The organism is Maribacter orientalis (genome assembly GCF_900109345.1).
GTDB classification, from domain to species: domain Bacteria; phylum Bacteroidota; class Bacteroidia; order Flavobacteriales; family Flavobacteriaceae; genus Maribacter; species Maribacter orientalis.
Genome location: NZ_FNZN01000002.1, coordinates 103,977 through 130,099, shown reverse-complemented (window position 1 = coordinate 130,099; position 26,123 = coordinate 103,977). Strand labels below are relative to the sequence as shown.

The following is a 26,123-nucleotide window of genomic DNA, read 5'->3' as shown; positions in this document are numbered from 1 at the left end:
AAGGAAGAATTTACTTGTTTTTTACCTCAGTTCTTTGTTAGCGGAAGTTTTTATAGTATTTCGTATAGAACTTGTTTAATTTCTTTTTTATTTTTTTCTGATTCAGCATCATTCATACTGTTAATAGTTGGATTAATATATTTTTCATAATCATTCTTTTCCCCTATTAGACTTAGAATATAGAGTTTATCATGTATCTTAAGTTTTGATGATTCTATTTTGGAAATAAGTTCAGATTTATTGAAATCATCAGAAATTTTAAATCTTCTGTGTCTTATTTCCGTTTGAGTTTTTATCCAATTCAATAAGCTTTCATCATAATCTAGTTTTTTGTCAAATAACATTTGAAAGCAATAATAAATAACTTCCGTCAGATCTAATCTCGTGTACCAATGGATGTGTTTTTGAAACTTAATGAACCTAAGTAAATCATCACGTTTTGTTATAGACAGCACAGATTCTGAGCCAATAATTGTTGGAAGAATTAAGTCTAGAAATTTTAAAAATGACTTTGTTTCACTGTTAAAGTAAATGTTCAAATCGGATTCATTGAAAGGGTATGGGTAAAATTTGACTTCCTTATTTTTTATAAAGGCAAATACTGAAGGTTCATCCTTTTTATTATAGATTTTTATATTGTCAAAATTTAACAACTCGTATTCATTTAAGCCATAAGAACTAAATTCCTCTAATTCAAGAATGTATTTCTCTATTTTAGGAAATTTCAAATTTGGATACTCATTTTTTAATGAATTTACATATTCATTTAGGTTCTCTAGGTCACTCATTCCTATTGAAAAAACAATAGAATTAATGTAATCATACTTTATTTTTTCATTTTCAATTAGTCTTATTGAAAGTAGAAGTTCTTCTTTATACTTTTCAGCATACGATTCTGAAGATATTTTTTCAATATATTCAGCGAGATCTCCTTGCTTTTTAGTTTTTTCAAAAGCACAATGATATTGGGTAGGTAAATGGCCACTATAACTTTCTATATAATCTGCAGTATTAATATAATCAACAATGGAATTTCGAAATTCTTTTGTGAAAACAATCTCTGCAACTGGCATCACCGTATTATACTCAAAAAGTTGTTTTTTCAATTCAGTATTATCTGATTTTAGGATCTTTATAAGTTCCTCTTTTACATCTTGGATATTCGACTTATTAATTAAAATTTGAACCAAATTGTGTTTTAATAAGGAAGATGTTTGTTCATCATTAACTTCATTAACAATTCTTTGGACTAAATAATTTTGATACGTTTTTGTTTCTAAAAGTGATTCAATAAAATATTTGAATGACCAAACTTCCCTGTTGTGTTCATATTCCGGACCATGATTTTCATCTTGAGATAGAATTTCTTTAAAAACTTGATCAATTAATTGAATAAAAAAAGGAAATTCAACTTCTGTATCATCAATTAGTGCTTGAAATACTAATTTTAACGGACGGTACATTTCTTCAATAGAATCATTAACACTTAAGATATCCTTTAAGATATTCGTAGAATACTGTCTTCCTAACCTACCTTGTTCAGTGAATTTAAAAGATGACGCTGACAACTTAATAACTTCAGCCCAATTAGGATTGAACACATACTCATCAAGATTTTTTGCATAATAATCTTCTTTCCATCTTGTTTTAAATTCTATGGAAGTAAAATATTCCTGAAAAGTTTGATGAACAAAACCGAATAGTGATTCTCCATTTTTATCCAAACCTTTTTCAAATAGAAATCCTGCATCTTCACGCAAGAAATTAATCAAATCCTTTAGGTCTTGTGATTCCTCTTTTTTGCTTTGATAAGGATAAACATTATTATATTCCTGTTTAAATAGCGATTTTAATTCAGTCTCAGTAATTAGACCTGTAGAATAATTCTGATGTATATGATATGAAATGGGTGCTAGAATTGATATTAAAGTTTCTTTATCAAAAGAAGAGTTTCTTTCGGTTTCTCTCTGTCTAACCCAATTTTCTAAAAAAGTCGAAGTCGCGATATCGTAAAGGGAAACTCGTTTTTCAGGCAATGCCCCACCTTGATGATGTATTAGGGCTATTATTGTAACTAAAAGAGGGTTGCTGGCCATCTTTAGAACAGAATCATTCTTTTTAATAGATTTGAATAATTCTTTTGCACTTCTCTTCGCTACTTCTTTGTCGTTATCTGAGTTTGAAGCAATAGATAAATACCAACTATTAACAAATAGTTCGATTTGTTCTTTTTTAAATTCCACTACTTGCAGATGATTAAAATAACCATTTAGCCGAGTTTCTTTATATCCAACAATCCTTGATGATACTATTACTTTTATTTCTGGATATTGAGCAATAAAAGAATTAATTCGATTAACAACGGAATGTCTTAAACTAACATTGTTGATTTCGTCAATTCCATCAATTAAAACTAACAAATGATTACTTTCAAGTTTCTCAGTAAATAGAAATTCAAATTTTTTATCAATTTGGTCAATTATATATTCTGATAATTTTTTTGAAGTAGTTGAAACATATTTCGAAAATTCACTTCCCTTAATTATCACTGGTACTAAATCACTTAATTGGCTTTCAGTTGGTCTTTGAGAGCATATTTTGTGTGCCAAGTGTTTTAAAATAGTAGATTTTCCTGAGCCTGGGTCTCCAAGAATTACTATTTTGTTAAAATGGATTAGAGCCTTTTCTATTGAATATAATATCTCAATATCTTCTTTTTTTTCAGTCGAACCAATTTCACTTTCAATTTTTAAAGTTAATGGGACGTAAATTTTTTCAAGATTGATTTTAACTTGTGTATTGTGTATTTTAGGGGAAAAGCCTTTTATATCTAGAAAGTTGTAGTAGTTTGTTATATATTTATCATACTCTTCTAACCCTTTACAATACAGATCCCACTTATCTAATTCAGGCTTGTTATCAGCAAACTGTTCTTCTAATAGAGTACAGATTCGATTGATTTTTTTTAAATCGTTTTGTTTATTTAATTCTAAATAAACGTTAGTTCGGTCAATAATAGACTCAGCCTTAAAAATGAATTTTCCTTTGGTAGTTTCATCTATTTTCGATTGATCATATTTAGACTGTTTTTCTGTTATTATGAAAATAAAAAGCCTATCAAAATCTTTATAAATTCCTTTTTCAATGAATTTTGTCAATGTGTGTTTAACCTTTTTGAGGTCGGCAGTTGATGTTACTTGTATTGCTATTCTATTTGGTTTATCTCTTAAGTCAATGCTCGGATAAGTTTTGTTCTCGGAATAATTTACATTTTCAAGATCACATTCGTATATCTCGTTTAAAACTTTGATTAGGATATTTTCAGCATGAGTATTTATACTAAATTCTCCATTTGAATTTAATATTTTGATTTGTTCCCTGAATCTAGAAAGAAGTTGTGATATTCGATATAATATATGTTCTTGATTCATGTGTTTTTTAATTTCTGCTAACAATTGGATATAGTTACTGGTAATTATATCCCCCAATATCAAGGAATAAAGTAACTAGTATTTATCTCTATGTTATATAATTAGTTACGCTAAAGCATTAGGGGGAGTGTACTTTGCTTGGTGTACTGCAAGATAGCGATGAAGGTGGTATATTTTCTTACGGATTACCGTAAAGTTGTAAGAAAATGTCATTTTTAGGTTACGAAAATGGTGAGTGGGTGTATGCCGGTTTTGGTACAGAAGACCACACCGAAAAGTATACCCTTTTTTGCCATAAAATATTCAAAGATTCGAGATATTTTTCTGTCCCTAAATTCAAAAAGGGTCATTTCCGGTTCGCCATCTTTGATTTTGACTTCTTTTTTTTCAACAAAACTTTTTTGAATAACGACAGCGTTCAGTCCGATAATTTTATGTAGTAATATAATATCCGTGACTTTTCCATCGTACCCTCCATTTTTTTGATTTCTGACATATCCATTATACAAATCCTCTCTCGGGGTATACTCCGCCATATTTTGGATGAACATATGTAAAGTCCTCCGTAAAAAGTTAAAAAGCGTTGTCGATATCCTCTACTGTCGAATAAGCTTGAAATAGTTTAAGGTGTACATCATACGATTTCTTAACAATGGTTTCTAACGAATCCTTATGGGCTTTTATGCCGTGCTGTGCAATAATTTGATTCGTTACCTAAAGAATTAAGAAAAGAGAAACTACTATTTTCAGATGTGTTTTCCTATTCGATTTTGGTTGTTTTAAATGTTTGTTAAGGCACATAGTTTACACATGTTAAAGATTCAAAAATTCTATATATTTTTAAATACTTTACATCCAACCAAGTTCTCGTAATGCCCACGAAGAATTCCAAATCTTAGTCATACTTTCTACCTTATCATCATCGTTCATTTTTAAAGCATATACATATTCTGAGTTTGTAGTTTTATTGCTTGGTGGTATTGGTCCTCCATCTCCAGAATGCGTACCTGTAAAAGTGGCAAAAAATAGTGCAGTACTAGTGGTTTCATCATAAGCAGAAGAATGCACTTTATAAGAACAGCCAGGCATTGTAATGCTCCCTAACCCTTTCATCCAATTAACATAATCCTCAAGTTTTGTAACATCAGTTATGGGCTCGCTTTGAGCATTGAATTTAGCATTTTCTATGGCAAACTCTTTACAGGCTTCCCATCCTTTTGCAGATTCACAATTGTGGAAAAATGTTGTTGCGTTTTTAAAAGCTTTCATGATTTTATGGTTTAAATGAATGATTAATTAATACTCTAATTTGTATTGTTATACTGACAATAATTTATGCTTATTTATTTGTATTGTCGTTACTAAATTACCGCCAACAATTGTATACGGTAATATGTACTTATGTTACCAATAGCATGGAGTATAGGTAATAGCTCTTATATGGGTGTTTTAAATTTAGCTATGCTAAAGTGGTAGGGGGAGTGTACTTTGCTTGTTCTACTGCAAGGTACAGAAGATTATTGTACAGCGACTTACAGATGTTCTAAAATCGAACGAAATCTTCTTTTTATTACAAAAACGGTGAGGGCATTTCAATTGTGCCATACATACAGCAGGAAGGATCCATTTACGAAACGCGTAAAATCTTTTCCATCTTACGGCCCTTTGCTAACTCATCTACCAGCTTGTCTAAGTATCGTACTTTTTGGGTTAACGGGTTTTCAATGTCCTCAACCCTATAGCCACAAATAATACCGGTAATGTATTGCGCATTTGAATGTAATGCAGCACGCTCAAAAAACGTTTCAAAAGTTACTTTTTCATCTATAAGCTTTTGTAACCTGTTCTCAGTAAACCCTGTCAACCACTCAATAACTTGGTTCAATTCTTCTTTGGTTCTCCCTTTCTTCTCAACTTTTGCCACGTAATGTGGATACACTGATCCAAATATCATTTTTGCAATACGCTCATCATGATGGCTTGTTGATTTCATGAGGTAGTTTGTTAAGATTTTATATACAATTTAATTACCGCTAAATGGAGTCCCGAATATTCCCACCGCAAGTTCTATCCAAATGAGTATTAAGACACTAAAAATAGCGACTAGTAAAACCAGCTTATAGGTCTTGTTCTTTATTCTTCTCGTTACCGTTTCGATGGCCAAACCAGCAAAGAATAAAAGTCCTCCGGCGATTATAAAATCTGCTATTGTCCATTGTACTTCATTGGTAAATTGCATTGCTATGAATGGTATTAGCAATATAACCAATGTAATAAGCGCAATACGTATAGGTCTTTTGTTTTGCATATGTTATTTACTTTTTTTAATCTCCGTTGTTATGTTGTCAATTAAATTTTCAGTTTTTCCTTTTCATTCTTTTGTATTTTTCAACGCAATATCTAACCATGTTTTTTTGTAAACAAGTCCACTTATTAATTCCTCATTTTTTGACAATAATTCATCTGAAATAGATGATGTGGAATATTCAAAACCTAAATCAGTTAAAAATTGGCGGTCTTCACAAATAAACCCATCCCTTTCGATCTAGCACTTATTAGCTATGTTTTATACACTTTGATATATAATGTTTTCTTCTTTAACTAATTTTAAATCCATTCCGTTTGATATTCTAAATCAATAGGTTGATAATTTATATATTGAACAATCCTAGGTTTGTCAGATGTGTTTGGACTACTTCCGTGGGGCAGACATTGATTCCAAATGATAAAGTCCCCCGCTTTTGCTGCAATGTGTTTCTTTTTATAATCATTCAGTAAATTAATATCTCTTGGGTTTTCATCATCATTCAGATTTTCTAACCAATTTTCAATGTTTTTATGAAAACCAGGAATCACTGTGAATGCACCTTGGTTCTCATCTGTATCTGATAGATACAAGAGTCCCTGAAGGCCAAATGGAATTGGTGTTTTAAGACTAACATCCCAGTGTAATTTTGGTCCAGGAAATTTATAAGACCTAGTCTCTGGTGGATTAAAACTAACTCTATCCATACTTACTAATAAATCTTTTCTATTCCAAAGTTGCTGATATGCTATTTGAATTTTTTTAGAAAGTCTATTACTCTCTAAAATTGGGGAGTTAAACAATTGTATCATAATCCCATTTTTAAGAGGATGAGGCTTATACCAAGAATCAGGTTCGGAACTATTAGCTTCAATGGTATTGTATATTAAGTTGACTGTTTTTATACAATCTATTTCAGGCACAGCGTTTTTTAAAATTATATAACCATTTTGATGCCATTGTTCTAGTTCTGATTGATTAAATACTGTTTCTTCAGGTATAAAATGATTCTCTTTTTCACTACTAACGACAGCATTAAATTGTTCAATAATAGGCTTTGATATTCTACCATTCTTTAAAATCCAACTTTCGAATTGATCGAAGGAGTTATTTGATTGCATCAGATATTTTATAGTAGGCTCTGTTCCGAGTCCTAAGGCATTAAAAACACCATTCATATATTTCCAATCAATTTTTTTAATTTCTCTATGATTCTTTTTTAATTCTTCGTAATAGTTCCATATTAATTTTAGGTAATAAATTCCAATCTTACCGCAATCCGTTATTTTTATTTCACTTTGATTTGACATTTTAATAGCGCTAGGTGTATTTTATGGCTAATAGCATTTAACGTACGGGTATATGAATACCTATTGCTATCTAAACATAGATGTCATAATACGTATGCTTATTTAAATATAACGCTAAAGTGTTAGGGGAGTGTTCTTTGCGTGGTCTACTGCAATATACAGAAGTTTGTTGTATGTTTTCTTAGGTACTTGAAAATGAAAGAAGCGCATTTTTTTGGTTGGGAAAATGGTGATGTTGTTTTTGGATTGGTAATGCCTATGATTTTCGACAGCGCTCAACGTGATATTTAAACACCATACAATAGTGGTGCAAAACGATATATTAGACACACAAAAGATACACTATAACAATGCCTTTTTAGAAAAGCTTTTTATCAACTAGCTATTGGTATTTCTACAAAATCAGGAATGTACTAGGTTACTAGAAAAGGTTCGTTGGTATCTATCTCAGACGTATTAGGTATGAAAAGTTGAACGATTATTCATCGAGTTTCATTAACTCAATATTCTTGAATTCTATAGGATGACCCTCTGCCTGAAGTGCGATATAACCTTCGCTCATAATTCTTGAGTGACCATTTTTCATGAGTTCCCTAGCAAATTCATCAGTGTCATCATATTGGGGTTTGGCGTATTGCAGAACTTCCTGACCATTGATTTTGTGAATTATTTTTTCACTGCCATGAACTTCAATTTCCATCTTTACCCAACTACTATCGTTTATAGCCAGATAGCTTGAATTTGTGCAATGTTGTGTAATTAAACTGTCATTCATTACGATATGAGTACCTGCGGTGCATACATTGCCTGTAAAGCGTTCTGTTTTACCATTACCCCCAAGTATTTGGGCTTCAACGGCAACTAGCAATTTTTGGTCTATTGGCAGTTCAGAAGGGTGTGGAGAATGGTATTTGATACCACTGTTTTTAAAGGCCCAATCTGGCGAACCAAGAACCGACTCCCCTAAAAATCGATATTCTAACCGCAACCTATAATGTGAAAGCTTTTCTTTATAAAAAATATGGCCGAAATTGTCATCAAAATTAGCGTAGTCATCATAAGAGACAATTAGCTTCCCGTCTTTTGCTTGGAAAGTATTCAGAAAGTTTTTTCCATATGCTTCACCCGTGAATTTTGGCGACCATCCATTTAGGTCTTTACCGTTAAAAATGGATATCCATTCACTCTCCTTTTTCTGTATGCAAGAACTGGTTAAAATAAATACAACTAGTATAATCGTGAAAGATAACTTTTTAGTTTTGCTCATTTTATATATTCCAATTAGCATTTATTTTATTTCTTAATTCAGAGTACATTTTCTCAACGTATCGCCAAATAGTGGCTACTTGCTACTGGCTAATGTCATAAAACTCGTTCCATTGCAATACTTCGTAAGCTTTGCCTTCTTGGAGGATATTTTTTGCCATGGCTTGCCCCAAAACATTTACAGGTATGCCTCTGTATTTACGTAGACCTCCAATAAGCATGGGTTTTAGTAAAGGCCAGACTTTTAAGGTAATGGCTTGCCCAATGCCGTAACGGTTGGAGGGGGTTAAAATCATAGAAGGTTGAAAAATGCTCAGTCGGTCAAAATGTAATTCCTTTAGCGCTTCAACCAATTCGCCTTTTGTACGCAGATAAAAGGAAGATGACTTTGAGTTTATGCCTACAGAAGCTAGCAATTCGAAATGTTTAACTCCTGCTTTCTTGCATTCTGTTGCAAAATCGAACACAGCAGTTTTATCAATTTTTATAAATTCTTCTTTACTGATTTTTGAAGGTTGACCAACACCTAAGGTACAAATAGCAGTTGTGTGTCCATGAACATAGTTCTTGTACGAACTAGGTTCACTAACGTCTATTTTGAACTGATGAACACAATCGGTTTTTACTGTTGTAATAGGGTTTCTGCCAAGCAACGTAATTTGCTCAATGTTATTGAGTTGCAAAAAAGTTTTTAAGGCTGCTATACCAACCGCCCCACTTGCTCCGAGCATTACAACCGATATTTGATTAGATTCTAAAGTCATGGTCTATTTTAATTCTATTGAAGATATGCTATGGTCATCAATAAATGCAGCCTTTTGTATAGTTTTCAAGAGGTTTTGTCGGGAGGCCTATTTTAGCCTTATCGCTTATTCGATTACGCTCTAAAGAATTTCAATAATCGTTTACATTTTATCCGCCTAATTCAGCCATTTTTTTACCCACGTGGGCCATTACTTCGCTAAATTCTTTAGAAGGACTATATTCAATCATTTTTATGTCTTCTTGCACTATAGCAGTATGCCCCTTTGGAAGAAAATAAACATCACCTTCTGTCAAGATTTCTTCAGAACCATCGGTATACGTAACGAGTAGTTTACCACTTAATACATATCCCCAATGAGGGCAATGGCAACTGTCATTTTCGAGTCCATTTAGTAGGGGTGTAAAATCTGTTCCTTTTGGCAGTTCGTTAAAGCCAATAGTCATTCCACCAAAATTGTCTTTTGCTCGCATTATTGTGCCAGGTGCTTCCATTGTAACTGGAATGTTTTTTTTGTTGATTTTCATAATTTAAAGTTTTAGAGTTTTCATATGCATTTCGTTCAATTTGGGTAGAACTAATAAAAATATGAACCAATACCTAAATCAACCGATTTGAAGCTTAATTGGGTTTAGGTAGGTGTATATAGTTCGTTTTAAATTACTTACGCTAAAACCGGGAGGGGGAGTGTACTTCGGTTTATATACTACAAGATACTAAAATTGGGGTACATTTTTCTTGATATGTGCTTTAAACATGAAACACCTCCATTTAGGATTTCCTAAATGGAGGTGTTTACTATATGAGTTGTAGGTGTACAGTTATACGAAAAGCAGTATAATAGTCAAGACTATTCCGCCCAACGTAAAATAGATACCTTTTTTAAATACAGAGGTTTGTGGCATGAACATCCAAAATGAGGATATTACAAAAAACAATAATGAAAGTCCGAAGAAAATATTTAGATAGTATACCGGACTGTCTGTAGTTGCTTTGTGCAAATGCTCCATCTTATCCAAAATTACGGGCAGTTCCATTTTCTTAACACTAGCCATACCGGTCTTGGCATTGTACTCTCCCTGTGCAAAATAAACGACGTCCCCTTCGGTTTTCTCAGGTTTGATGCCACCTTTAACCCGTAAAGCTGCACTAAGTTCACCAGTCTCCAAATTGGGCTTCAGTTGTTGTGCTATTATTTTTTCACTCTTTAAAAAATCGGTATTTCTAAAAATCATAATGATTCCGCTAATGGAATACATTGCCATAATGCCTGCAAGGAAGAATCCTAAATAGCGGTGAATAATTCTCATGCGTAATCCGGTGGTCATTCTCATCTTTAATTTGTTTAAAGGGTTTTGTTTTTCGAGGGCAAAAATATCTAATTTTTTGTAACAGAATATTAGATGTTTAAATATCAAAAAGGTTTAATATAATTGTGAGTTTATTTTGATTTTATGAGGTTGTTGTGGCTAATTTTTATGAGTACAGGAATAAAAAAGCCCTGGAAGAAAAAATCTCCCAGAGCTTAATTGAGCTAGTTGAGTTATTATTTGTAATTTTTTACTCTAGCGTCGTCTATAACGCCGCTCCAGTTTAAACCAAAAGCAAAATCATACGAGTTGCCATCGGCATCTGTATATGCTTTCATGTCTCTTGGTACATCTTCAAATTGTGCTTCAACGGTCAGCATGTCGGCTGGCATTTGAAATGGTAGTAGGGCAGAAGGTTCTTTAGCTCCTGTAATAATTTCCATTAACGCTTGATCTTGTACGCCCATGTGCACCACTATGGCCGCAGCACTACCTTCTATTTCAGAGAAAATCATTGGCTTGCCTACTTTTACCGATACAATTACTGGCTTATCGCCCATTTTTGCTTTGGTATCGTTTACCAATTGCATATCGGCCGTATTGATAGTATTCACCGTTTTACCTTTATAGGTTCTATTGGTGAAATCTTCAAGTGGGCTGCCACCTGCTAAACTTACTTCACGAGCCGTATCTGCGGTATATGTACTATATTGAAGACTAATGGGTACATACCCATTACCTCCTTTTTCCAAATCGGCACGGTCATAACCAACGCCACCGTTTGGACTATAGATACCTACAAGAGCGAAATCTGCTTCTTCAGGAGTCTCAACTACATCAAAATATTTAGCAACAACTTCCATATTAAAAGCGTCTACTGTTTTTTCAGGAGTAGTTATTCCCCACCAGTTTGTACTTGGTGCTACATAGCGTTGTGGCACATATACTTTCTTTTTGGATGCAATTGGCAAGGTTTTATTTTGATTCTTAAGCATTACTATAGATTTCAATTGCGCATCGAAACCAGCTTTCATAAACTCACTGTTACCTACTATTTTTTCAGTTTCAGACACATCTAAATACGGATTTTCGAAAAGTCCCACTCTAAAAATATTGGTCAATAATCGAACAGCTGAAGCTTCGAAACGTTCACGGATCGCTTCTTCGCCATGTTCTGCGACACCCATTTTATAAGCATCTAAAACCGGACCCATAGCATTATTTCCACCGAATTGGTCCATACCCGCAGCTATAGCCTTATAATGACGTTCAGCTTCGCTCATGGTTTCTACGCCCCAAGGTTTACCTTCGAATTTATCAATTGCAGATACATCGCGAGTTATTCCCCAATCGGTACAAAGAACACCATCATAACCATACTTGCCCCGTAAGACATCGGTAATTAAATACTTGTTATATCCGTTAGCTACATTTTCTCCTTCACCATCAGAAATAGTATAGTAGGGCATTACGGCCGCTGCTTTTTTAGTTGGGCCATTTAATTTAAAAGCACCCTCTGTAAATGGTTGCATATGGTCTTTAATATTCTTGCCAGGATATACGGCATAAGCACCATATCCAAAGTGGCCATCGCGCCCCCCTTCTTCGGGTCCGCCACCAGGCCAATGTTTTACCATAGCATTTACACTTTGCATTCCCCAATCACCACCATCGGTAGACTGAAATCCGTCTACATACGCACGAGCCATATCAGTAGCCAAATTTGGGTCTTCACCCATAGTGCCATCAAAACGGCTCCAACGTGGTTCTGTGGCCAAATCAATTTGTGGAGAAAGAGCAGTTGCAATTCCTAAAGCCCTATATTCTTTAGACCCAATTTCTCCAAATTGTTTCATTAACGCTGGATCAAAAGATGCGGCAATGCCCAAAGTGCCTGGCCACATAGAAATAGCACCACCCGCACCAGCATTGAATTCCGCATAAGAGTCACTACCATGTCGAGGATCAGAACTCGTGTTGACAGGTATACCCAAGTACAACCCTTCTGCAAAGGCTTGTGCATTATTGTTCCATTGTGCGGCAGTAACCGGACTTTCAACAGAGGTAATCAACACATGACGTAAATGATCTTCGGTCAAAAATTTCTTTTGCTCGTCGGATAAATCACTAGCTATGGCACCGCTTTCTGAAAATGGTTTACCACCATAATTAGAAGAACCAAAACCACGGCTACTGCCGGGTATAGATTGGTGCGAACTGTACAGCATAAGTCCTGCAATATCTTCAAGGCTCATTTTACCTGCCAAATCTTTTGCTCTCTCGGTTACCGGTAAACGCCAATCTTCATAGTTATCAAGCGTTCCGTTCTTGTTTAAATCTTTAAAAGCGTACCGATCTTGCGCTAAAATAGTAACACCAGATTCAGCGGAATACCCTAATGTAGCTCCATCTTGGTTACTAATAATGGTGATGCCATCCTTAACTTCTGTAGTATATTTTTCACTACAACTAGTTAAGAGAACACCTGAAATTAAGGCGGTCAGTAAACTAATATTTATTTTATTATTTATCATGCTATATATTATTGACCGCTAACAATTTCAAAAAGTTCTTTGTCTAGCTGAGGTTTAACTTCACACGTAACATCAAAATGCATGGTGGCCGTATTGCTGCTATTGTATTTAGGCCATTCGGGAAGGTTCTTGTAATTCGGATTTCCTGTTTTTGCAAAATTGATCCATGCACCGCTCATTTTTTCGGCTAGTACATGAGCTTCTTCACCACCACCTGTCATTTGATTTGCAAGATTGATATTATCGAATACAAAAGGTAGTTCCATACAGTGAAGCGCTTTATATTTTCCGTCAAAAACGGGAGATTGCCATGTGAATATGAACATGTATACAGAAGCTCCACCTTCTATTGCAGACTTTTCATTTGCTTGAACCACGGCACCAGGTCTAAACATAGTGTCGATATCTAACAGGTCTTTAGGATCTGTATCATTTGGATATGCCTTTTTGGCCGCTTTGATATAGGCATCTGCATTGTCTTTGTAGGTATCTTTAATATGTTTCATGATGACTTCTTCAGATGCACCCACAAAACGCATATTGGCAAATGGTGCAAATTCATTTTTTGCGGTACCGATCATCAACGGAATATCTTTTGATAAGGCCAAGGCTTCTTTACTGTTCACCTGATAGGGTAGGTCAATCCCATCTCGACTTGGACCCCAACTAAGTCCAAAACCAATTACAGGTTTCCCCGCCGCTTTCATTTTTTCTGCGACTTTGCCTAATGCCTTGGTGCTCGCATCAGCTAAAACATCAAAAGGGATATTTTGGATACTATCAATAGTAGAACCTTCCAATCCTAAAATAGCTATGGTCTCCTTTGCGATATCCTGTGTGTCCTCTTTTTCCAACATGGCACTTCTAAATGCTCCACTTTGGTTAATGGCTTTATGGAACAACCCTTTTGCTTTTGGCATGGCCATAAGCGTATTCACCTTCGCGCCACCACCAGATTGACCAAAGATGGTTACATTGTTAGGGTCACCGCCAAAGTTGGCAATATTGTTCTTCACCCATTCTAGGGCCTTTACCATATCTAAAATACTATTATTGGCAGAATGTTGGTACTTTTCACCATAGGATGATAGATCAAGGAAGCCTAAAACATTTAATCGATGGTTGATAGAAACGACTACAACGTCTCCTTTTTTTGCCAAGTTTTCACCATCGTAAGACGGAAGTTCATGACTTGATCCGGCCGTAAATCCGCCACCATGAATCCAGAAAAGTACGGGTCTCATTTTGTTGTTAGAAGCTTCGGGGGTCCAAACATTCAAACTAAGACAATCTTCATTAGGGAATCCCCAGTCGTGGTCAAATACAAATTCAGATTCATCTTGAATAGATGTAGTTGGGGTAAGCAATGGTGCCACAGGCCCGAACATGGTGGTGCTTTTTACACCTTCCCATTTAGTTGGACTTACTGCCGCTTCGAACCGTTTTGCCTGTGCATACGGTATACCTTTGTAGGTAGTAATTTCGTTATGAACGTAGCCTCGAACTTGGCCGAATTCAGTTGCCGTTGCTGGGACTTGTGATCCTGTAAGTACCACGTCTTGAGCAGAAGTTATCGAACTCAATAGCGTAACGGCTAACACGGTCATTAATTTAAAATAAATTTTCATTTCGTTGAAAGTTAATTAAGAGTTGTAAATATTTTGATTTAGATAATCGTTTTTGAATTTGCCCATAGGGTCTAACTGCTTTGCCAACGTAATAAATTCTGAATACTTTGGGTATCGAGAATGTAAATTAGCTGGGGCTATAGTAAACACTTTCCCCCAATGTGGGCGATATACAAAAGGTTCAAGTTCTTTTTCAATGATTTTTATTAATTCACCGACTTCCTTGGGGTTTTGTTCCCAAGTAAAATGTATAGCTACACAATCTTGGTGATAGCAGGGGCTCATCCAAAGCTCATCTGCTGCAATAGTCCGTATTTCGGTAATCATTAATTGAGGCTTGAACTTTTCTCCTATTTTTTCTAAAGCTAGAATGGCATCTAGTGCTTTTTCACGTGGAATAAAGAATTCAGATTGTAACTCTTTACCACTACTTGGGGTAAAGCCCATTTTAAAATGTGGTAAACGATCGTACCATGGACCGGGTACGCCCATTTGTTCGGTGCAATTCTCTGCAGATAGTTCTGTGATTGGGTGTAAATTTCTTGTTGCTGCTGTAGCACCATAATAATCGGAACCTAAATCTTTTATTTCTTGGTCCATTCTTCTTTTTACCCAAACTTGACTTATGTTCTGGTCTTGCCAATCGGTAAAAAGACTAACACTATATCCACCAGATAGTATAGCGTTAAAATTGTCTTTTAAAGATTCTAAGGGAAGGTTTTGAAACACATCTTGTCTAACATCAAAGGTTTTTTCAATCTCCAATGTCATTTTTGTAATGATACCTAAGGCACCCAAACTAACTACACAGGCATTGAGAAGTTCATGATCATCCGTTTTGCTAATTTGAACTATTTCCCCTTTTCCATTAACCAATTCAATGGCTACAACTTTAGTGGCCAAATTACCATTGGTAACCCCAGATCCATGTGTTGCAGTTGCACAAGCGCCTGCTACTGAAATATGTGGTAAAGATGCAAGGTTATGTAAAGCATAGCCCTTATCGTGAAGTTCGGTAGCAAAATCACCATATTTAGCTCCGGCACCTACTGTCACGGTCATGGCCTTTTCATCTAAGTCAATAATTCCTTTAAGGTTTTTCGTTGAAATCTGGTTTAAAGGACTATCGGCAATGTTATTAAAACAATGGCAAGAACCTAAGGCCTTTTGAGAATCTAGTTTCTTGACCAATGCTTGTACTTCTTCAACGGTAGAGGGTTCAAAAAGATTTTCAGCAGTATACGTATAGTTTCCTGCCCAATTTTTTCTTACTTGGGCAGTAACTTCTTCAGCAATTGTTTTCTTTTCATCTCTACAAGAAATCATAGGAAACAATACAGTACCTGCTGCAAAAGTGGTCGAGGACTTTATAAAATCTTTTCTTTTCATCCTAATTGAATTTTTGCGCGATTGAAAAGTAAAAGCGCTTTTGAAAATTTTATTTGAAGCCTATTTCTTTAAGTCCGTCATGGCTAATTTTAATAGCATCCAATGGTTTTAATCCATCAAAAGTCATGTCTTGTTCTACCATGTAATATTTCATACCCGATAGTTTTTTGTTGTCCAAAATATTCTTAAAGTTAATTGAACCTTTACCTACAGGGGCAAATCTTCCTTGGTCATCCATATCCTTTACGTGCCAGATTTTGAAACGTCCTGGGTATTTGTTGAAATAGGCAATAGGATTAGCTCCTGCCTTGGTCACCCAATATAAATCCATTTGAAAGTTTAATAATTTAGAATCTACGTTCTCTAATAAGTAATCGATTGGTACAATACCATCGGCATTCTTTTTGAATTCAAAATCATGGTTATGGTATAATAATTTTAATCCTGCTTTATTGGCTTTTTCACCTAGTGTAGTTAAAATCTTGGCCAAATCTTCCATTGTGCCGTTCATGCCCATGCTCATTTTCTCTCTATTGAACTCGAACATGCCCATTGGTGGTACAGGAATTACGAAATATTTGAAGCCAGCAGCTTTTACATCAGCCATCATCTGGTCTGCATTCTCTAAGGTAACAGAACCTTGGTGTGTGCTAATTGGCTTAAGCTTCAAAGATTTTAGCAATTTTTTAAACTCTACGGGACTCATATTATAAAATTTACCATCTTCATACCCAGCAGCCTCAATATTTTTGAAGCCGGCATCGGCGACCGCTTGTAACGTTGCTTTTGCATTGGTACCCATGTCGTCTCTAACGGTATACAGTGCTAGTCCGCCAAATTTCTTTTGTGCGTAGGTTGTTATCGTACCGCACATGAATATGGCGAGTAGGATACATTTTAAAATGTTGTTAAGTGTTGATTTTTTCATTTTTGTTGTTTTATTAAGTGTTATGATTAAGTTTTTACTGTTTATTTAAAGCTATATTGATAAGGGGCTTTATGTGCCTTACCTTGAAAAAGTTTTTCGTGCCGTTCTAAAATGTCTAGCGATAGCATTTTTCTTTGAAATGTGGTACGTCTTAATTTTTGGTCTAGAACCGCCTCGAAAACCATTTGTAATTGTTTCATGGTAAATTTTGAAGGCAGTAGGTTCATACCAATAAGCTTTTCGCTAAGATTGCTACGAAGTACCTGCAAGGCTTTTTCCACAATATTATTATGATCCATCATTAATTTTGGTAGTTCATCTATTGCATACCATCCTATACTATCTGAGTATTCATCTGGTGTAGGGGTTACTTCCTCGTAATTTATAAGGGCGTAGTAGCCAACGGTATTAAAACGCTCCAACATCCAACTATTCTCTTCGGTATTATCATTGTTTGCAGTTAGAATACGTTTCATATGCCCTGGGTCTGCCCGATCGACATTACCAAAAATATAGAACTGGTCCAAGTAGACATTATCTAAACCAGTACGTTCCTTAACTCCTTGTTTTGCGGCATCATCTATACTTTGGTCAATTTCTATAAAACCACCAGGTAGGGCATATACCCCCGTGTTTTGGTATTCTAAAATGAGTATTTTAAGAAGCTTTCCGTTAAAACCAAAAATGACACAATCAAAGGAAAGGTTGGGTATGAAATTCTTGTTTTCTAAACCTTTCATTGATTAATTTGATAAAATTTGAATACGTTTTCAAATTAAGTACAATTTATCATCTAATCAAAGAATTATTGTCATAAAATGAGACAATAGATTAAAAGAGCTCATTTCGGATGATTCATCACATCCATAATGAGCTCTTTTGGGTATTTATTTACCACTATTAAGAATCTGTGTTTATTCTCAATGTGTTATTTGAGATACCAAACGTTCATACTTTCTAATGTGTCGCGTACCATGCAATTATTGGTTAAAGTACCAGCTAAAATAAAACCGTGTTTACTATAGGTAATATTTAAACCATATGAAGTTGCCCTTACCATGGCGTAAACTGTTTGGCATCCTAAACTATTCATCTCTTCTTTTATATTTTGAACGAGAAAATAAGAGAGGTTTTGCCCGCGATAATCTGGATGGGTAACAAAATCTACAATCTCCATATTTGCCTCATCTTCATGAACGGCTAAGATGGCAGAAACCAATAATTCTTCATTTTCAAAAAGGCCATAGAATTGATGATTCAATTCTTTCAGCCTTGAGAAGTAGGCTATATCCTTTATTTGATTAGGATGATACTTATAGGCCTTTTGGTGTAATTCTTCTAATTGCTCAAAATTGATTGAGGTAAGTTTTTTGATGGTCAGATTTACAGGCAACTCGAAATGAGAATCGGTATTGGGCTTATTTGCCGCAATTGCAATGGTTTTGACCGTAGCAATTGTTTTCAGATTCTTTTCGTTGTTAATATATCGTTCTTTATTAATAAAGTCTGCAAGAAAGTAACCATCTATAGTGCCATTATATAGACCTGGAATTTTTGCTTCTACTATATAACCGTTGGATGTCAAGATATCCATCGACTCTTCGGGTGCTTTACTTAGAATTTTTTCATAGTTCTTCTTCTTTGCGAGGTCCTTCATCTTAGGAAGAAATATACCTAAATCAACTTTGTTTGCTTCAGAGAAATAAATGCGATTATGTATATTTCCATGATATACTAATGCACCCTCAATGGTTTCTATTTTTTCGAACATTAATTCTGATTTGGATTTATGTAACTGAAAATTTTATTAACGTATTTGACCGTCACCAAATACATAATATTTATTGGTAACCAATTGCTTTAGACCCAATGGACCTCTATGGTGTAGCTTATCGGTACTAATAGCTAATTCTGCCCCAACACCCATTTGTCCGCCATCGGTAAAACGTGTAGATGCATTTTGGTATACCGCAGCGCAATCCACTTCTTCCATAAATTGCATGGCCGATTCTTTATTGGAGGTCATGATGGTTGCGGAATGGCCACCGGAATTCATATTGATTTTTTCAATGGCCTCGTCGAGAGAATCAACAGCGCCCAAACAACATTTCATTGCAAGAAATTCTTCTTTCCAAACGGATGCATCTTTAATGAGATTGGATCCTTCAATTAAAATGTTGACATCGTTATCCACTAACGTTTCTACCCCGTTCACTTGTAACAGCTTATAGAGGTCTTTAAGTTTTTCGGTGTAATTTTCAATTTTGGAACTGATCAAGATTTTATCCAACGCATTACAAGCCGATATTTTAGCTGTTTTTGCGTTGAGAATAACTTTTACGCTTTTCTCCCAGTCTGCATTTTCATCTACATATAGAAAATTATTGCCACGTCCACTTACAAGCACAGCGCCGGTGGCATTTTGCTTAACAAAGTTAATTAGGCGCTCACCGCCTCTTGGCACAATTAAATCTAATTTTTCTGGTGGATTTTTCAAAAACATTTGGGTTTCCTCACGGTTCAAAACTAATTGTTGAATATAGTTTTTTGACAATCCGTTTTCTTCCAAGGCCTGATGCCATAGTTCAGTAAGGATGGTATTACTGTGCAACGCTTCTTTGCCTCCCTTTAAAAATATCTTGTTATTCGCCTTAAATGCTAAAACCGCAGCTTCAATAGTTACATCTGGCCTAGATTCATAAATAATCATGATGGTGCCAAAGGGTGCGGTTCTATTGTTGATTTCTAAACCGTTTTCTAAAGATTTCGTTGAAATGGTTTTGCTTACCGGATCTTCTTGTGACCTCACTTCTTTGATAGATGTGATCATTCCATCAATTTTAGCGTCGGTAACAATTAATCTGTCGTACATGGCTTGATCCTCCAAATTAAAGAGATCTAAATCTTTTTTATTGGCATCAAGAATGGCTTTCCGATTTTCATCAAGAATCCGTTCCATGCATTGTAATACGTTGTTTTTTATTTCTGTAGATAGTAATTTCATTATACTTCTATTTTTTCTTCAAGGGTCACTTTTGTGCCCACATTTTTACCGTCTATAATATCAATAAGCGTGCGATTTTTTTTACCGTTAGCTATGTAGGTAGGTATGTTATTAGCTGCTGCTTGTTGCGCATAATCTAATTTAGAACCCATACCGCCACGGCCTTCGCCAGCTTTCTTATTGCTATCCTTTATAAATTTATCTAGATTTTCTTCAGGATTCACATGCTGAACAAGATCGCTACTTTCTGCATTCGGGTGCCCAGTATAGAGTCCGTCGATATCCGTTAGAATAATAAGTTTGTCAGCATCGATAAGTTGCGCGATTAAACTAGCCAACTCATCATTGTCAGAAAACATACTCATTGTCACCGAAACGGCATCATCTTCGTTGGCTATAGGAATAACACCTTCGGACAACAAACCTTCAACACAACTAATCATGTTCTCTCTGTGTACCCCAGGAGTAAAATCTCTTTTAGTAGGAAGTACCTGCGCACATTTCATTCCATAATCATTAAAAATATTATAATAATGACGCATCATACGAGGTTGCCCAATGGCGGAATATACCTGTCTGCGCTGTGTGTCATTCTCAATACTTGATGTACCTAAAACCTCTTTACCTGCAATTACGGATCCAGAGGATACAAGTACGGTCAAAATATCTCGTTCATAAAGTTCAGCAATCTGTTGTACCAAATTCCGTAACACGGGTCTTACGATCCGGTTGTCTTTATTGGTCATTACGTTCGTACCTACTTTAACTACAATTTTCTGTTTATACATGTACTTTTTCTTTACCTAGTTCAACGGCACGCTCAAAAGCTGCGAATGCCGCTTCTTTAATTAATTCTCCAACATTATTATTTTCCATAGAATCTAACGCCGCACGGGTAGTACCACCTTTACTGGCAACTTTGTCCATCCAAGAATTTGGTGATAATTCATTCTGATTAAAAAGTTCGATGGCACCGGTAAAGGTTTGTGCCACTAAAATTTTTGATACGTTTGGTGTAAAGCCCATTTTCAGTGCAGCTTCCATCATACTTTGCATAAAGTAAAAAACATAGGCAGGTCCGCTTCCAGAAATACCTGTTGAGGCATCAATAAAATTTTCATCGCTCACCAAAACAGATTTCCCTGTAGTATCCAATAAACTTTCAATGGTCAACAATTCAATTCTCGTGACATCATTAGAAGCAACAAAAGACGTTAATCCTTTGCCAATTGAAGCCGGTAAGTTGGGCATGGCTCGAACTATTTTAGTAAGTCCGGTTAGATTTTTTATAGTTTCCATAGTAACACCCGCCATAATGGAAATTATAATCTGCCCAGGTTTTACCAGCGGATTTAATTTTAAAAAAACACTCTCTGCATGATAAGGTTTAACAGCAATGAAAATAATATCTGCCTGTGGGGCACACTTTTTTAAATCATCGAACGCATCAAATTGTGGATTCTCCCTTAATTCTTCCAATTTCTCTTCGGAAGTATCCAAAACCATTATATTTCTTTTCTTCAATAATTTAGATTTCGACATGCCTTCTGCATAGGTCAATCCCATATTTCCAGCTCCTATTACTAATATCTTCATAAATTCAAATTTTGTATTAATCGTATTATTTTATGTTTTTAAATAAATAGCATTTTTTCAATAGCATTGTTTTTTCTGCCATAGTAGATTTGCCTATAGGTATGCACCTTTTTAATAGGTATACCCAAAAAGTATTTTGTGATCGAAGTAACCTTTAAGTTTTTAAGACTTGTTCTTGTTCTATATAATTCTTTGGTACTGCTTTGTCTTTTAACATAAATAAATTTCATGGTGTAATAGTATAGTGTACAACATAACATATGTTTAACCACGTCCTAATTAGACGTGTTAAGCTTATGTTATACTATCGTTAGTAGGGTTAATAATTGATTTATAAGCAGTAATTAATGCTTATCGTATTGAAGTTGTCTTATAAATAAGACCGTAGCATTTCTGTATTGCCTTTACGACGCAGTGCTCTAATACCTTTGTCTTTAATTTGACGAACGCGTTCTCTAGTAACATCGAACAGCTCTCCTATTTCAACTAGGCTCATTGGTTGTTGATTGCCGAGACCAAAGTAAAGTCGAAGAACATCACTCTGTCTTTCAGGAATTCTATTCAGCACTTGATCGATATCGGTCTCTAAAGATTCATCGATCATTTCCTTATCAGGACTATTTAGTTTCTTAGATTCTATAACATTATATAATGATGAAGACTCACCTTCTTTAAAAGGAGCATCTAAGGATATGTGTTTAACCGAAGATTTAATAGAGCTTTTTACTTTAGAAACGCTAATGTCAAGTTCTGAGGCAATTTCTGTAGGGCTTGGAGGCCTTTGGTAGGTTTGTTCTAAAATTGAATACACCTGATATATCTTAGTATTGGTAGCGATTTTATTCTGTGGTAAACGAATTACCCGTGATGTATTAGAAAGCGCTTGCAGAATGGATTGTCTAATCCACCAAACGGCATATGATATAAATTTAAACCCCCTGGTCTCATCAAAACGTTTGGCAGCCTTGACCAAGCCTAAGTTGCCTTCATTTATTAAATCGGTAAGTCGTAAGCCTCTATTTTGATATTGTTTAGCGGCAGATACCACAAATCTTAAATTAGCACTTACTAACGTATCTAGCGCCTTTTGATCACCCTCACGAATTCTTCTAGCCAGTTCTACCTCTTCATCTGCAGTAATTAAATCAATTTTACTTATTTCTTGAAAATACTTTTCTAATGATTTGGAGTCTCTGTTAGTTATTTGTTTGGTAATCTTTAGTTGTCGCATATATACTTTTTGGATTAGTCTTTATAACATAACATAATTTAGTTAAAATGCAAGTTTATTGACGGTTTTGTGATTTATTTGTCTATTTTAAAGGGTTTTTGATTTGTTTTTTAATAAAAACAATCATTTTTCAATTTTTCGTTTTTTCTGATTTAGGGATAGTTAATTGAGATAATTGGTTTTTTTGATATCTGTATCTGGTTTAAAAGTCTTTTAAGATTTATGCAATTTTAAAAAGGAATGTGGCTTATTTTAGAGGCTGTGTTTTATTTTAAAAAAAAAATATCTATCTAAGCATGAAAATCCGCATACCTATCTTTCTCATCATTTTTTGTATATCAAATGTTTTATTCGCACAAAAAATTGATTTTTCTACTTTAAAAAATCTAAACATTCGTAATGTAGGTCCTGCAAATATGAGTGGGCGTATAACTGCAATAGATGTGGTAACGGAGAATCCGAAAATTATGTTTGTCGGTGCGGCATCAGGTGGTGTATGGAAATCTGAAAATGGAGGGTCTGCATGGAAACCGATTTTTGATGAGCAGCCCACACAAAACATTGGGTCACTTGCCATTCAGCAAAGTAATCCTGATATTATTTGGGTAGGTACAGGAGAAGGTAATCCTCGTAATTCTATGAATTTGGGGATGGGTATTTTTAAAAGTATCGATGGTGGAAAAACATGGAAGCATATGGGATTAGAAGCTACCAAAACCATACATAGAATTAGTATTGATCCCACAGACCCAAATATTATATATGTAGGAGCGATGGGAGACCCTTTTACAGCCAATGAACATCGTGGTCTTTATAAAACAATAGATGGTGGTTTGCATTGGAAAAAGATATTATACTCTAATAATACATCTGGTATTGGTGATATGGTCATGCACCCATCAAATCATAAAAAATTGTATGTAGCTCTTTACCAACATAAACGAACACCTTACTATTTTACTTCTGGTGGTGAAGGGTCTGGATTATATGTCTCTGAAGATGCCGGAGAAAACTGGATAAAATTAGGAGAGAAAGAAGGTTTGCCATCAGGTAATTTAGGTAGAATAGGCTTTGCAATTGCACCCTCTGAACCTGATAGAATTTATGCTAAAATTGAAGCTAAAAAGAACGCTATTTATCGTAGCGATGATAGTGGGGCGAATTGGAGAATGATTAATGACAATCCTAAATTCGCTAATAACAGACCTTTTTATTTTCAAGACCTAGCGGTAGATTCAGAAGATGCAGATCGAGTTTATAATATCTACCAGCCCTTGTCGGTGAGTTATGATGGGGGAGCTACTTTTGATACCATCCCCATGATACCTGCCGACGAAACAAAAGGTATTCATGCCGATTTTCATGCGTTTTGGGTGAATCCTAAAGATGCCAAACACTTTATTATTGGTGGTGATGGCGGATTGGGAATTACCTATGACCATGGTAAAAGTTGGTATTTTCCAGAGACGATTCCTGTTGCTCAATTTTATCATGTGGGTGTAGATAATGATACCCCATATAATGTATATGGCGGTATGCAAGATAATGGCAATTGGTCTGGACCTGCCTATACTTGGAAAAGAGGAGGTATACGAACGTTATACTGGCAGTATTTAGTAGGTGGCGATGGATTTGATATTTCCCCAGATTTAGATAATTCTAGATATGGTTATGGCTCTTCACAAAATGGCGATTTGTATCGCTATGATAAAATAACAGGCTATTATGTGAGTATAAAACCACCAGCCCCAGATTTAAAAACGGCGCTGCGTTTCAATTGGAATGCAGCCTTTGCAAGAAATCCTATAGATGATAATTCAGCCTATTATGGGTCACAATTTGTTCATGTGACCAATGATAAGGGCGCTTCTTGGAAGATAATTTCGCCCGATTTAACCACCAACAATCCTGAACATCAAAAACCAGATTATGGCGGACTCACTCTAGATGTATCCGGTGCAGAACGTTACAATTCTATTTTGACCATTTCGCCAAGTACGCTAGATGCAGATGTAATATGGGTGGGTACCGATGATGGTCAAGTTCAGCTCACTATAGATGGGGGAAAAAGTTGGAAAAATATTACGACCAAAGTTAAAGGCATGCCTGATGAAAGTTGGGTAGTACAAATAGAAGCATCTAAATACGATCCAAAATCAGCATGGATGGTGGTAAACAATTATAGAAAAGGAGACTATGAACCTTATGTTTTTAAAACCGATGATTTGGGGAAAACATGGAAAAGGGTTGCTGATAAATCTATGGTTAACGGGTATGCCTTGAGTATCATTCAAGATCCTAAAGAACCCAATTTAGTGTTTTTAGGTACCGAGAACGGATTATGGATTAGTATTGATGAAGGTACTACGTGGTCTCAGTTTAAGAATGGTTTTCCTTCGGTTTCTACGATGGATTTGAAAATTCAAGAAACAGAATCTGCATTGGTTGTCGGTACTTTTGGAAGGGCGATATGGGTACTAGATGATTTGCTGAGCTTAAGGGAAATTGCGGCAAATAGATTAAAGCCTGAACTAACCGCATTGCCGATGAATAATGCTGTGCAGGTAAAAGGATTATTTATTAATCCTCCAGGAAATATATGGACAGGTTTTCACACCACTTTTGAAGGTGAGAATAAGGTTTTTCAGAAAACCCAAATTCCATTTTTTATAGCTAATGAACCTAAGGCAGAATCCACGGCTATTGCTATGATTTATGATAATCAAAATAGGCTGATAAACACGATAGAAGCTAAAGAATTAACTAAAGGTTTAAATTACTTGATATGGAAGTTAGATGAGTCTTCTTCTTCATTGTCTGGTTCTTGGGAAGATGATTTTTCAAGAGATATTCCTGTTTTGCCAGGAGAATATCGTATTGTTTTGAAAAATGGTTCGTTTACCGATACTTCGAGCGTTAAAGTTATACCAGACCCTAGATTTCAATTAGAATCTAAAGTAGACGAGGAGCTTTATCGTTATAGAAAATCAGTTGATGGACAGGTAGAAATATTGTCAAAGCATTTATCCGATATCGATGCTAAAAATAAAAAGGTAGCGAGCTTGCTAAAACAAGTACATGAAGCTGACAATAAAACTGCCCAAGGCTTAATACCGAAACTTGAAGCAATGAAACAGTCTTTAACTGCGTTACGGGCAAAAGGGCAAACTCCAAAGCCAGAAAGGCAAGTAGGTGCATGGCAATCTTTTGAAACGTCACCTTATACGAAAATTAGGGAAGCCCTTAGTATAGCGGCTGCCCAAACAAATTTGATTTCAAGTCAACATACCGAAATACTCGAACAAGGAAAATCACTAGTTACCGAATTTTCAAAAACAGTAACTGGTTTTGTGTCCAATGAATGGGTGTCATTTGAAACCGCTATTAAAAGTAGCAACCTAAATTGGGAAGAAAAATAAGTAAGGGTC

General features: G+C 35.3%; 22 protein-coding genes. 1 reads left to right on the top strand and 21 read right to left on the bottom strand.

Annotated elements, in window-relative coordinates; genetic code table 11:
* Positions 1-50: 50 nt before the first annotated feature.
* From BMY56_RS04180 to BMY56_RS04080, 21 genes are all read right to left on the bottom strand, one after another.
* Positions 51-3,431: an SMEK domain-containing protein gene (locus BMY56_RS04180; RefSeq protein WP_143057778.1), complete on the bottom strand. Its 3,381-nt coding sequence runs from the start codon at positions 3,429-3,431 to the stop codon at positions 51-53.
* Between the two features lie 215 nt (positions 3,432-3,646).
* A complete protein-coding gene (locus BMY56_RS18745) occupies positions 3,647-3,967 on the bottom strand; it encodes a hypothetical protein (protein WP_218144550.1) in 321 nt (106 codons plus the stop codon).
* A 313-nt stretch (positions 3,968-4,280) separates the two neighbouring features.
* Positions 4,281-4,700 (bottom strand): hypothetical protein, encoded by a 420-nt coding sequence (locus BMY56_RS04170; RefSeq protein ID WP_091620351.1) that lies wholly within the window; start codon positions 4,698-4,700, stop codon positions 4,281-4,283.
* A 358-nt stretch (positions 4,701-5,058) separates the two neighbouring features.
* Positions 5,059-5,424: a DUF2200 domain-containing protein gene (locus tag BMY56_RS04165; RefSeq protein WP_091620349.1), complete on the bottom strand. Its 366-nt coding sequence runs from the start codon at positions 5,422-5,424 to the stop codon at positions 5,059-5,061.
* Between the two features lie 30 nt (positions 5,425-5,454).
* On the bottom strand, positions 5,455-5,739 hold the full coding sequence (locus BMY56_RS04160) for a hypothetical protein (protein ID WP_091620346.1): 285 nt from the start codon (positions 5,737-5,739) through the stop codon (positions 5,455-5,457).
* A 299-nt stretch (positions 5,740-6,038) separates the two neighbouring features.
* Complete coding sequence (locus BMY56_RS04155) at positions 6,039-7,046, bottom strand: phytanoyl-CoA dioxygenase family protein (protein ID WP_091620343.1); 1,008 nt, start codon at positions 7,044-7,046, stop codon at positions 6,039-6,041.
* 478 nt (positions 7,047-7,524) lie between these two features.
* The gene (locus tag BMY56_RS04150; protein WP_218144549.1) at positions 7,525-8,313 is read right to left on the bottom strand and encodes a 3-keto-disaccharide hydrolase; all 789 of its coding nucleotides are present in this window, start codon (positions 8,311-8,313) and stop codon (positions 7,525-7,527) included.
* Positions 8,314-8,395: 82 nt separating this feature from the next.
* On the bottom strand, positions 8,396-9,076 hold the full coding sequence (locus BMY56_RS04145; RefSeq protein WP_091620339.1) for an NAD(P)H-binding protein: 681 nt from the start codon (positions 9,074-9,076) through the stop codon (positions 8,396-8,398).
* 148 nt (positions 9,077-9,224) lie between these two features.
* Positions 9,225-9,602, bottom strand: a complete 378-nt coding sequence (locus BMY56_RS04140; protein WP_091620336.1) for a cupin domain-containing protein — start codon at positions 9,600-9,602, stop codon at positions 9,225-9,227.
* 294 nt (positions 9,603-9,896) lie between these two features.
* Positions 9,897-10,409: a hypothetical protein gene (locus BMY56_RS04135; RefSeq protein ID WP_091620333.1), complete on the bottom strand. Its 513-nt coding sequence runs from the start codon at positions 10,407-10,409 to the stop codon at positions 9,897-9,899.
* A gap of 212 nt (positions 10,410-10,621) precedes the next feature.
* Positions 10,622-12,919, bottom strand: a complete 2,298-nt coding sequence (locus tag BMY56_RS04130; RefSeq protein WP_091620331.1) for a glycoside hydrolase family 3 protein — start codon at positions 12,917-12,919, stop codon at positions 10,622-10,624.
* Between the two features lie 8 nt (positions 12,920-12,927).
* On the bottom strand, positions 12,928-14,547 hold the full coding sequence (locus BMY56_RS04125) for a carboxylesterase/lipase family protein (protein ID WP_091620328.1): 1,620 nt from the start codon (positions 14,545-14,547) through the stop codon (positions 12,928-12,930).
* Between the two features lie 15 nt (positions 14,548-14,562).
* On the bottom strand, positions 14,563-15,936 hold the full coding sequence (locus BMY56_RS04120; RefSeq protein ID WP_091620325.1) for a D-arabinono-1,4-lactone oxidase: 1,374 nt from the start codon (positions 15,934-15,936) through the stop codon (positions 14,563-14,565).
* A 49-nt stretch (positions 15,937-15,985) separates the two neighbouring features.
* Positions 15,986-16,864 (bottom strand): sugar phosphate isomerase/epimerase family protein, encoded by an 879-nt coding sequence (locus BMY56_RS04115; RefSeq protein WP_091620322.1) that lies wholly within the window; start codon positions 16,862-16,864, stop codon positions 15,986-15,988.
* Positions 16,865-16,905: 41 nt separating this feature from the next.
* A complete protein-coding gene (locus tag BMY56_RS04110; protein WP_091620320.1) occupies positions 16,906-17,604 on the bottom strand; it encodes an NUDIX hydrolase in 699 nt (232 codons plus the stop codon).
* A 188-nt stretch (positions 17,605-17,792) separates the two neighbouring features.
* On the bottom strand, positions 17,793-18,635 hold the full coding sequence (locus BMY56_RS04105) for a GNAT family N-acetyltransferase (protein ID WP_091620317.1): 843 nt from the start codon (positions 18,633-18,635) through the stop codon (positions 17,793-17,795).
* Positions 18,636-18,671: 36 nt separating this feature from the next.
* A complete protein-coding gene (locus BMY56_RS04100; protein ID WP_091620313.1) occupies positions 18,672-19,868 on the bottom strand; it encodes a glutamate-5-semialdehyde dehydrogenase in 1,197 nt (398 codons plus the stop codon).
* Positions 19,868-20,656 (bottom strand): glutamate 5-kinase, encoded by a 789-nt coding sequence (gene proB / locus BMY56_RS04095; RefSeq protein ID WP_091620310.1) that lies wholly within the window; start codon positions 20,654-20,656, stop codon positions 19,868-19,870. The genes BMY56_RS04100 and proB overlap by 1 nt, the downstream gene beginning before the upstream one ends.
* A complete protein-coding gene (gene proC, locus BMY56_RS04090) occupies positions 20,649-21,464 on the bottom strand; it encodes a pyrroline-5-carboxylate reductase (RefSeq protein ID WP_091620307.1) in 816 nt (271 codons plus the stop codon). The genes proB and proC overlap by 8 nt, the downstream gene beginning before the upstream one ends.
* 38 nt (positions 21,465-21,502) lie before the next feature.
* The gene (locus BMY56_RS18580; protein ID WP_091620304.1) at positions 21,503-21,694 is read right to left on the bottom strand and encodes a hypothetical protein; all 192 of its coding nucleotides are present in this window, start codon (positions 21,692-21,694) and stop codon (positions 21,503-21,505) included.
* A 140-nt stretch (positions 21,695-21,834) separates the two neighbouring features.
* A complete protein-coding gene (locus tag BMY56_RS04080) occupies positions 21,835-22,695 on the bottom strand; it encodes a sigma-70 family RNA polymerase sigma factor (protein ID WP_091620301.1) in 861 nt (286 codons plus the stop codon).
* A gap of 416 nt (positions 22,696-23,111) precedes the next feature.
* Here BMY56_RS04080 and BMY56_RS04075 point away from each other — a divergent pair, with 416 nt between their 5' ends.
* A complete protein-coding gene (locus BMY56_RS04075) occupies positions 23,112-26,114 on the top strand; it encodes a hypothetical protein (RefSeq protein ID WP_218144548.1) in 3,003 nt (1,000 codons plus the stop codon).
* The last annotated feature ends 9 nt before the right edge of the window (positions 26,115-26,123 follow it).

Coding starts and splice junctions, on each gene's coding strand:
- BMY56_RS04180 (WP_143057778.1), bottom strand. CDS start 3,431: ATGAATCAAGAACATATATTATATCGAATATCACAACTTCTTTCTAGA.
- BMY56_RS18745 (WP_218144550.1), bottom strand. CDS start 3,967: ATGGCGGAGTATACCCCGAGAGAGGATTTGTATAATGGATATGTCAGA.
- BMY56_RS04170 (WP_091620351.1), bottom strand. CDS start 4,700: ATGAAAGCTTTTAAAAACGCAACAACATTTTTCCACAATTGTGAATCT.
- BMY56_RS04165 (WP_091620349.1), bottom strand. CDS start 5,424: ATGAAATCAACAAGCCATCATGATGAGCGTATTGCAAAAATGATATTT.
- BMY56_RS04160 (WP_091620346.1), bottom strand. CDS start 5,739: ATGCAAAACAAAAGACCTATACGTATTGCGCTTATTACATTGGTTATA.
- BMY56_RS04155 (WP_091620343.1), bottom strand. CDS start 7,046: ATGTCAAATCAAAGTGAAATAAAAATAACGGATTGCGGTAAGATTGGA.
- BMY56_RS04150 (WP_218144549.1), bottom strand. CDS start 8,313: ATGAGCAAAACTAAAAAGTTATCTTTCACGATTATACTAGTTGTATTT.
- BMY56_RS04145 (WP_091620339.1), bottom strand. CDS start 9,076: ATGACTTTAGAATCTAATCAAATATCGGTTGTAATGCTCGGAGCAAGT.
- BMY56_RS04140 (WP_091620336.1), bottom strand. CDS start 9,602: ATGAAAATCAACAAAAAAAACATTCCAGTTACAATGGAAGCACCTGGC.
- BMY56_RS04135 (WP_091620333.1), bottom strand. CDS start 10,409: ATGAGAATGACCACCGGATTACGCATGAGAATTATTCACCGCTATTTA.
- BMY56_RS04130 (WP_091620331.1), bottom strand. CDS start 12,919: ATGATAAATAATAAAATAAATATTAGTTTACTGACCGCCTTAATTTCA.
- BMY56_RS04125 (WP_091620328.1), bottom strand. CDS start 14,547: ATGAAAATTTATTTTAAATTAATGACCGTGTTAGCCGTTACGCTATTG.
- BMY56_RS04120 (WP_091620325.1), bottom strand. CDS start 15,936: ATGAAAAGAAAAGATTTTATAAAGTCCTCGACCACTTTTGCAGCAGGT.
- BMY56_RS04115 (WP_091620322.1), bottom strand. CDS start 16,864: ATGAAAAAATCAACACTTAACAACATTTTAAAATGTATCCTACTCGCC.
- BMY56_RS04110 (WP_091620320.1), bottom strand. CDS start 17,604: ATGAAAGGTTTAGAAAACAAGAATTTCATACCCAACCTTTCCTTTGAT.
- BMY56_RS04105 (WP_091620317.1), bottom strand. CDS start 18,635: ATGTTCGAAAAAATAGAAACCATTGAGGGTGCATTAGTATATCATGGA.
- BMY56_RS04100 (WP_091620313.1), bottom strand. CDS start 19,868: ATGAAATTACTATCTACAGAAATAAAAAACAACGTATTACAATGCATG.
- proB (WP_091620310.1), bottom strand. CDS start 20,656: ATGTATAAACAGAAAATTGTAGTTAAAGTAGGTACGAACGTAATGACC.
- proC (WP_091620307.1), bottom strand. CDS start 21,464: ATGAAGATATTAGTAATAGGAGCTGGAAATATGGGATTGACCTATGCA.
- BMY56_RS18580 (WP_091620304.1), bottom strand. CDS start 21,694: ATGAAATTTATTTATGTTAAAAGACAAAGCAGTACCAAAGAATTATAT.
- BMY56_RS04080 (WP_091620301.1), bottom strand. CDS start 22,695: ATGCGACAACTAAAGATTACCAAACAAATAACTAACAGAGACTCCAAA.
- BMY56_RS04075 (WP_218144548.1), top strand. CDS start 23,112: ATGAGTGGGCGTATAACTGCAATAGATGTGGTAACGGAGAATCCGAAA.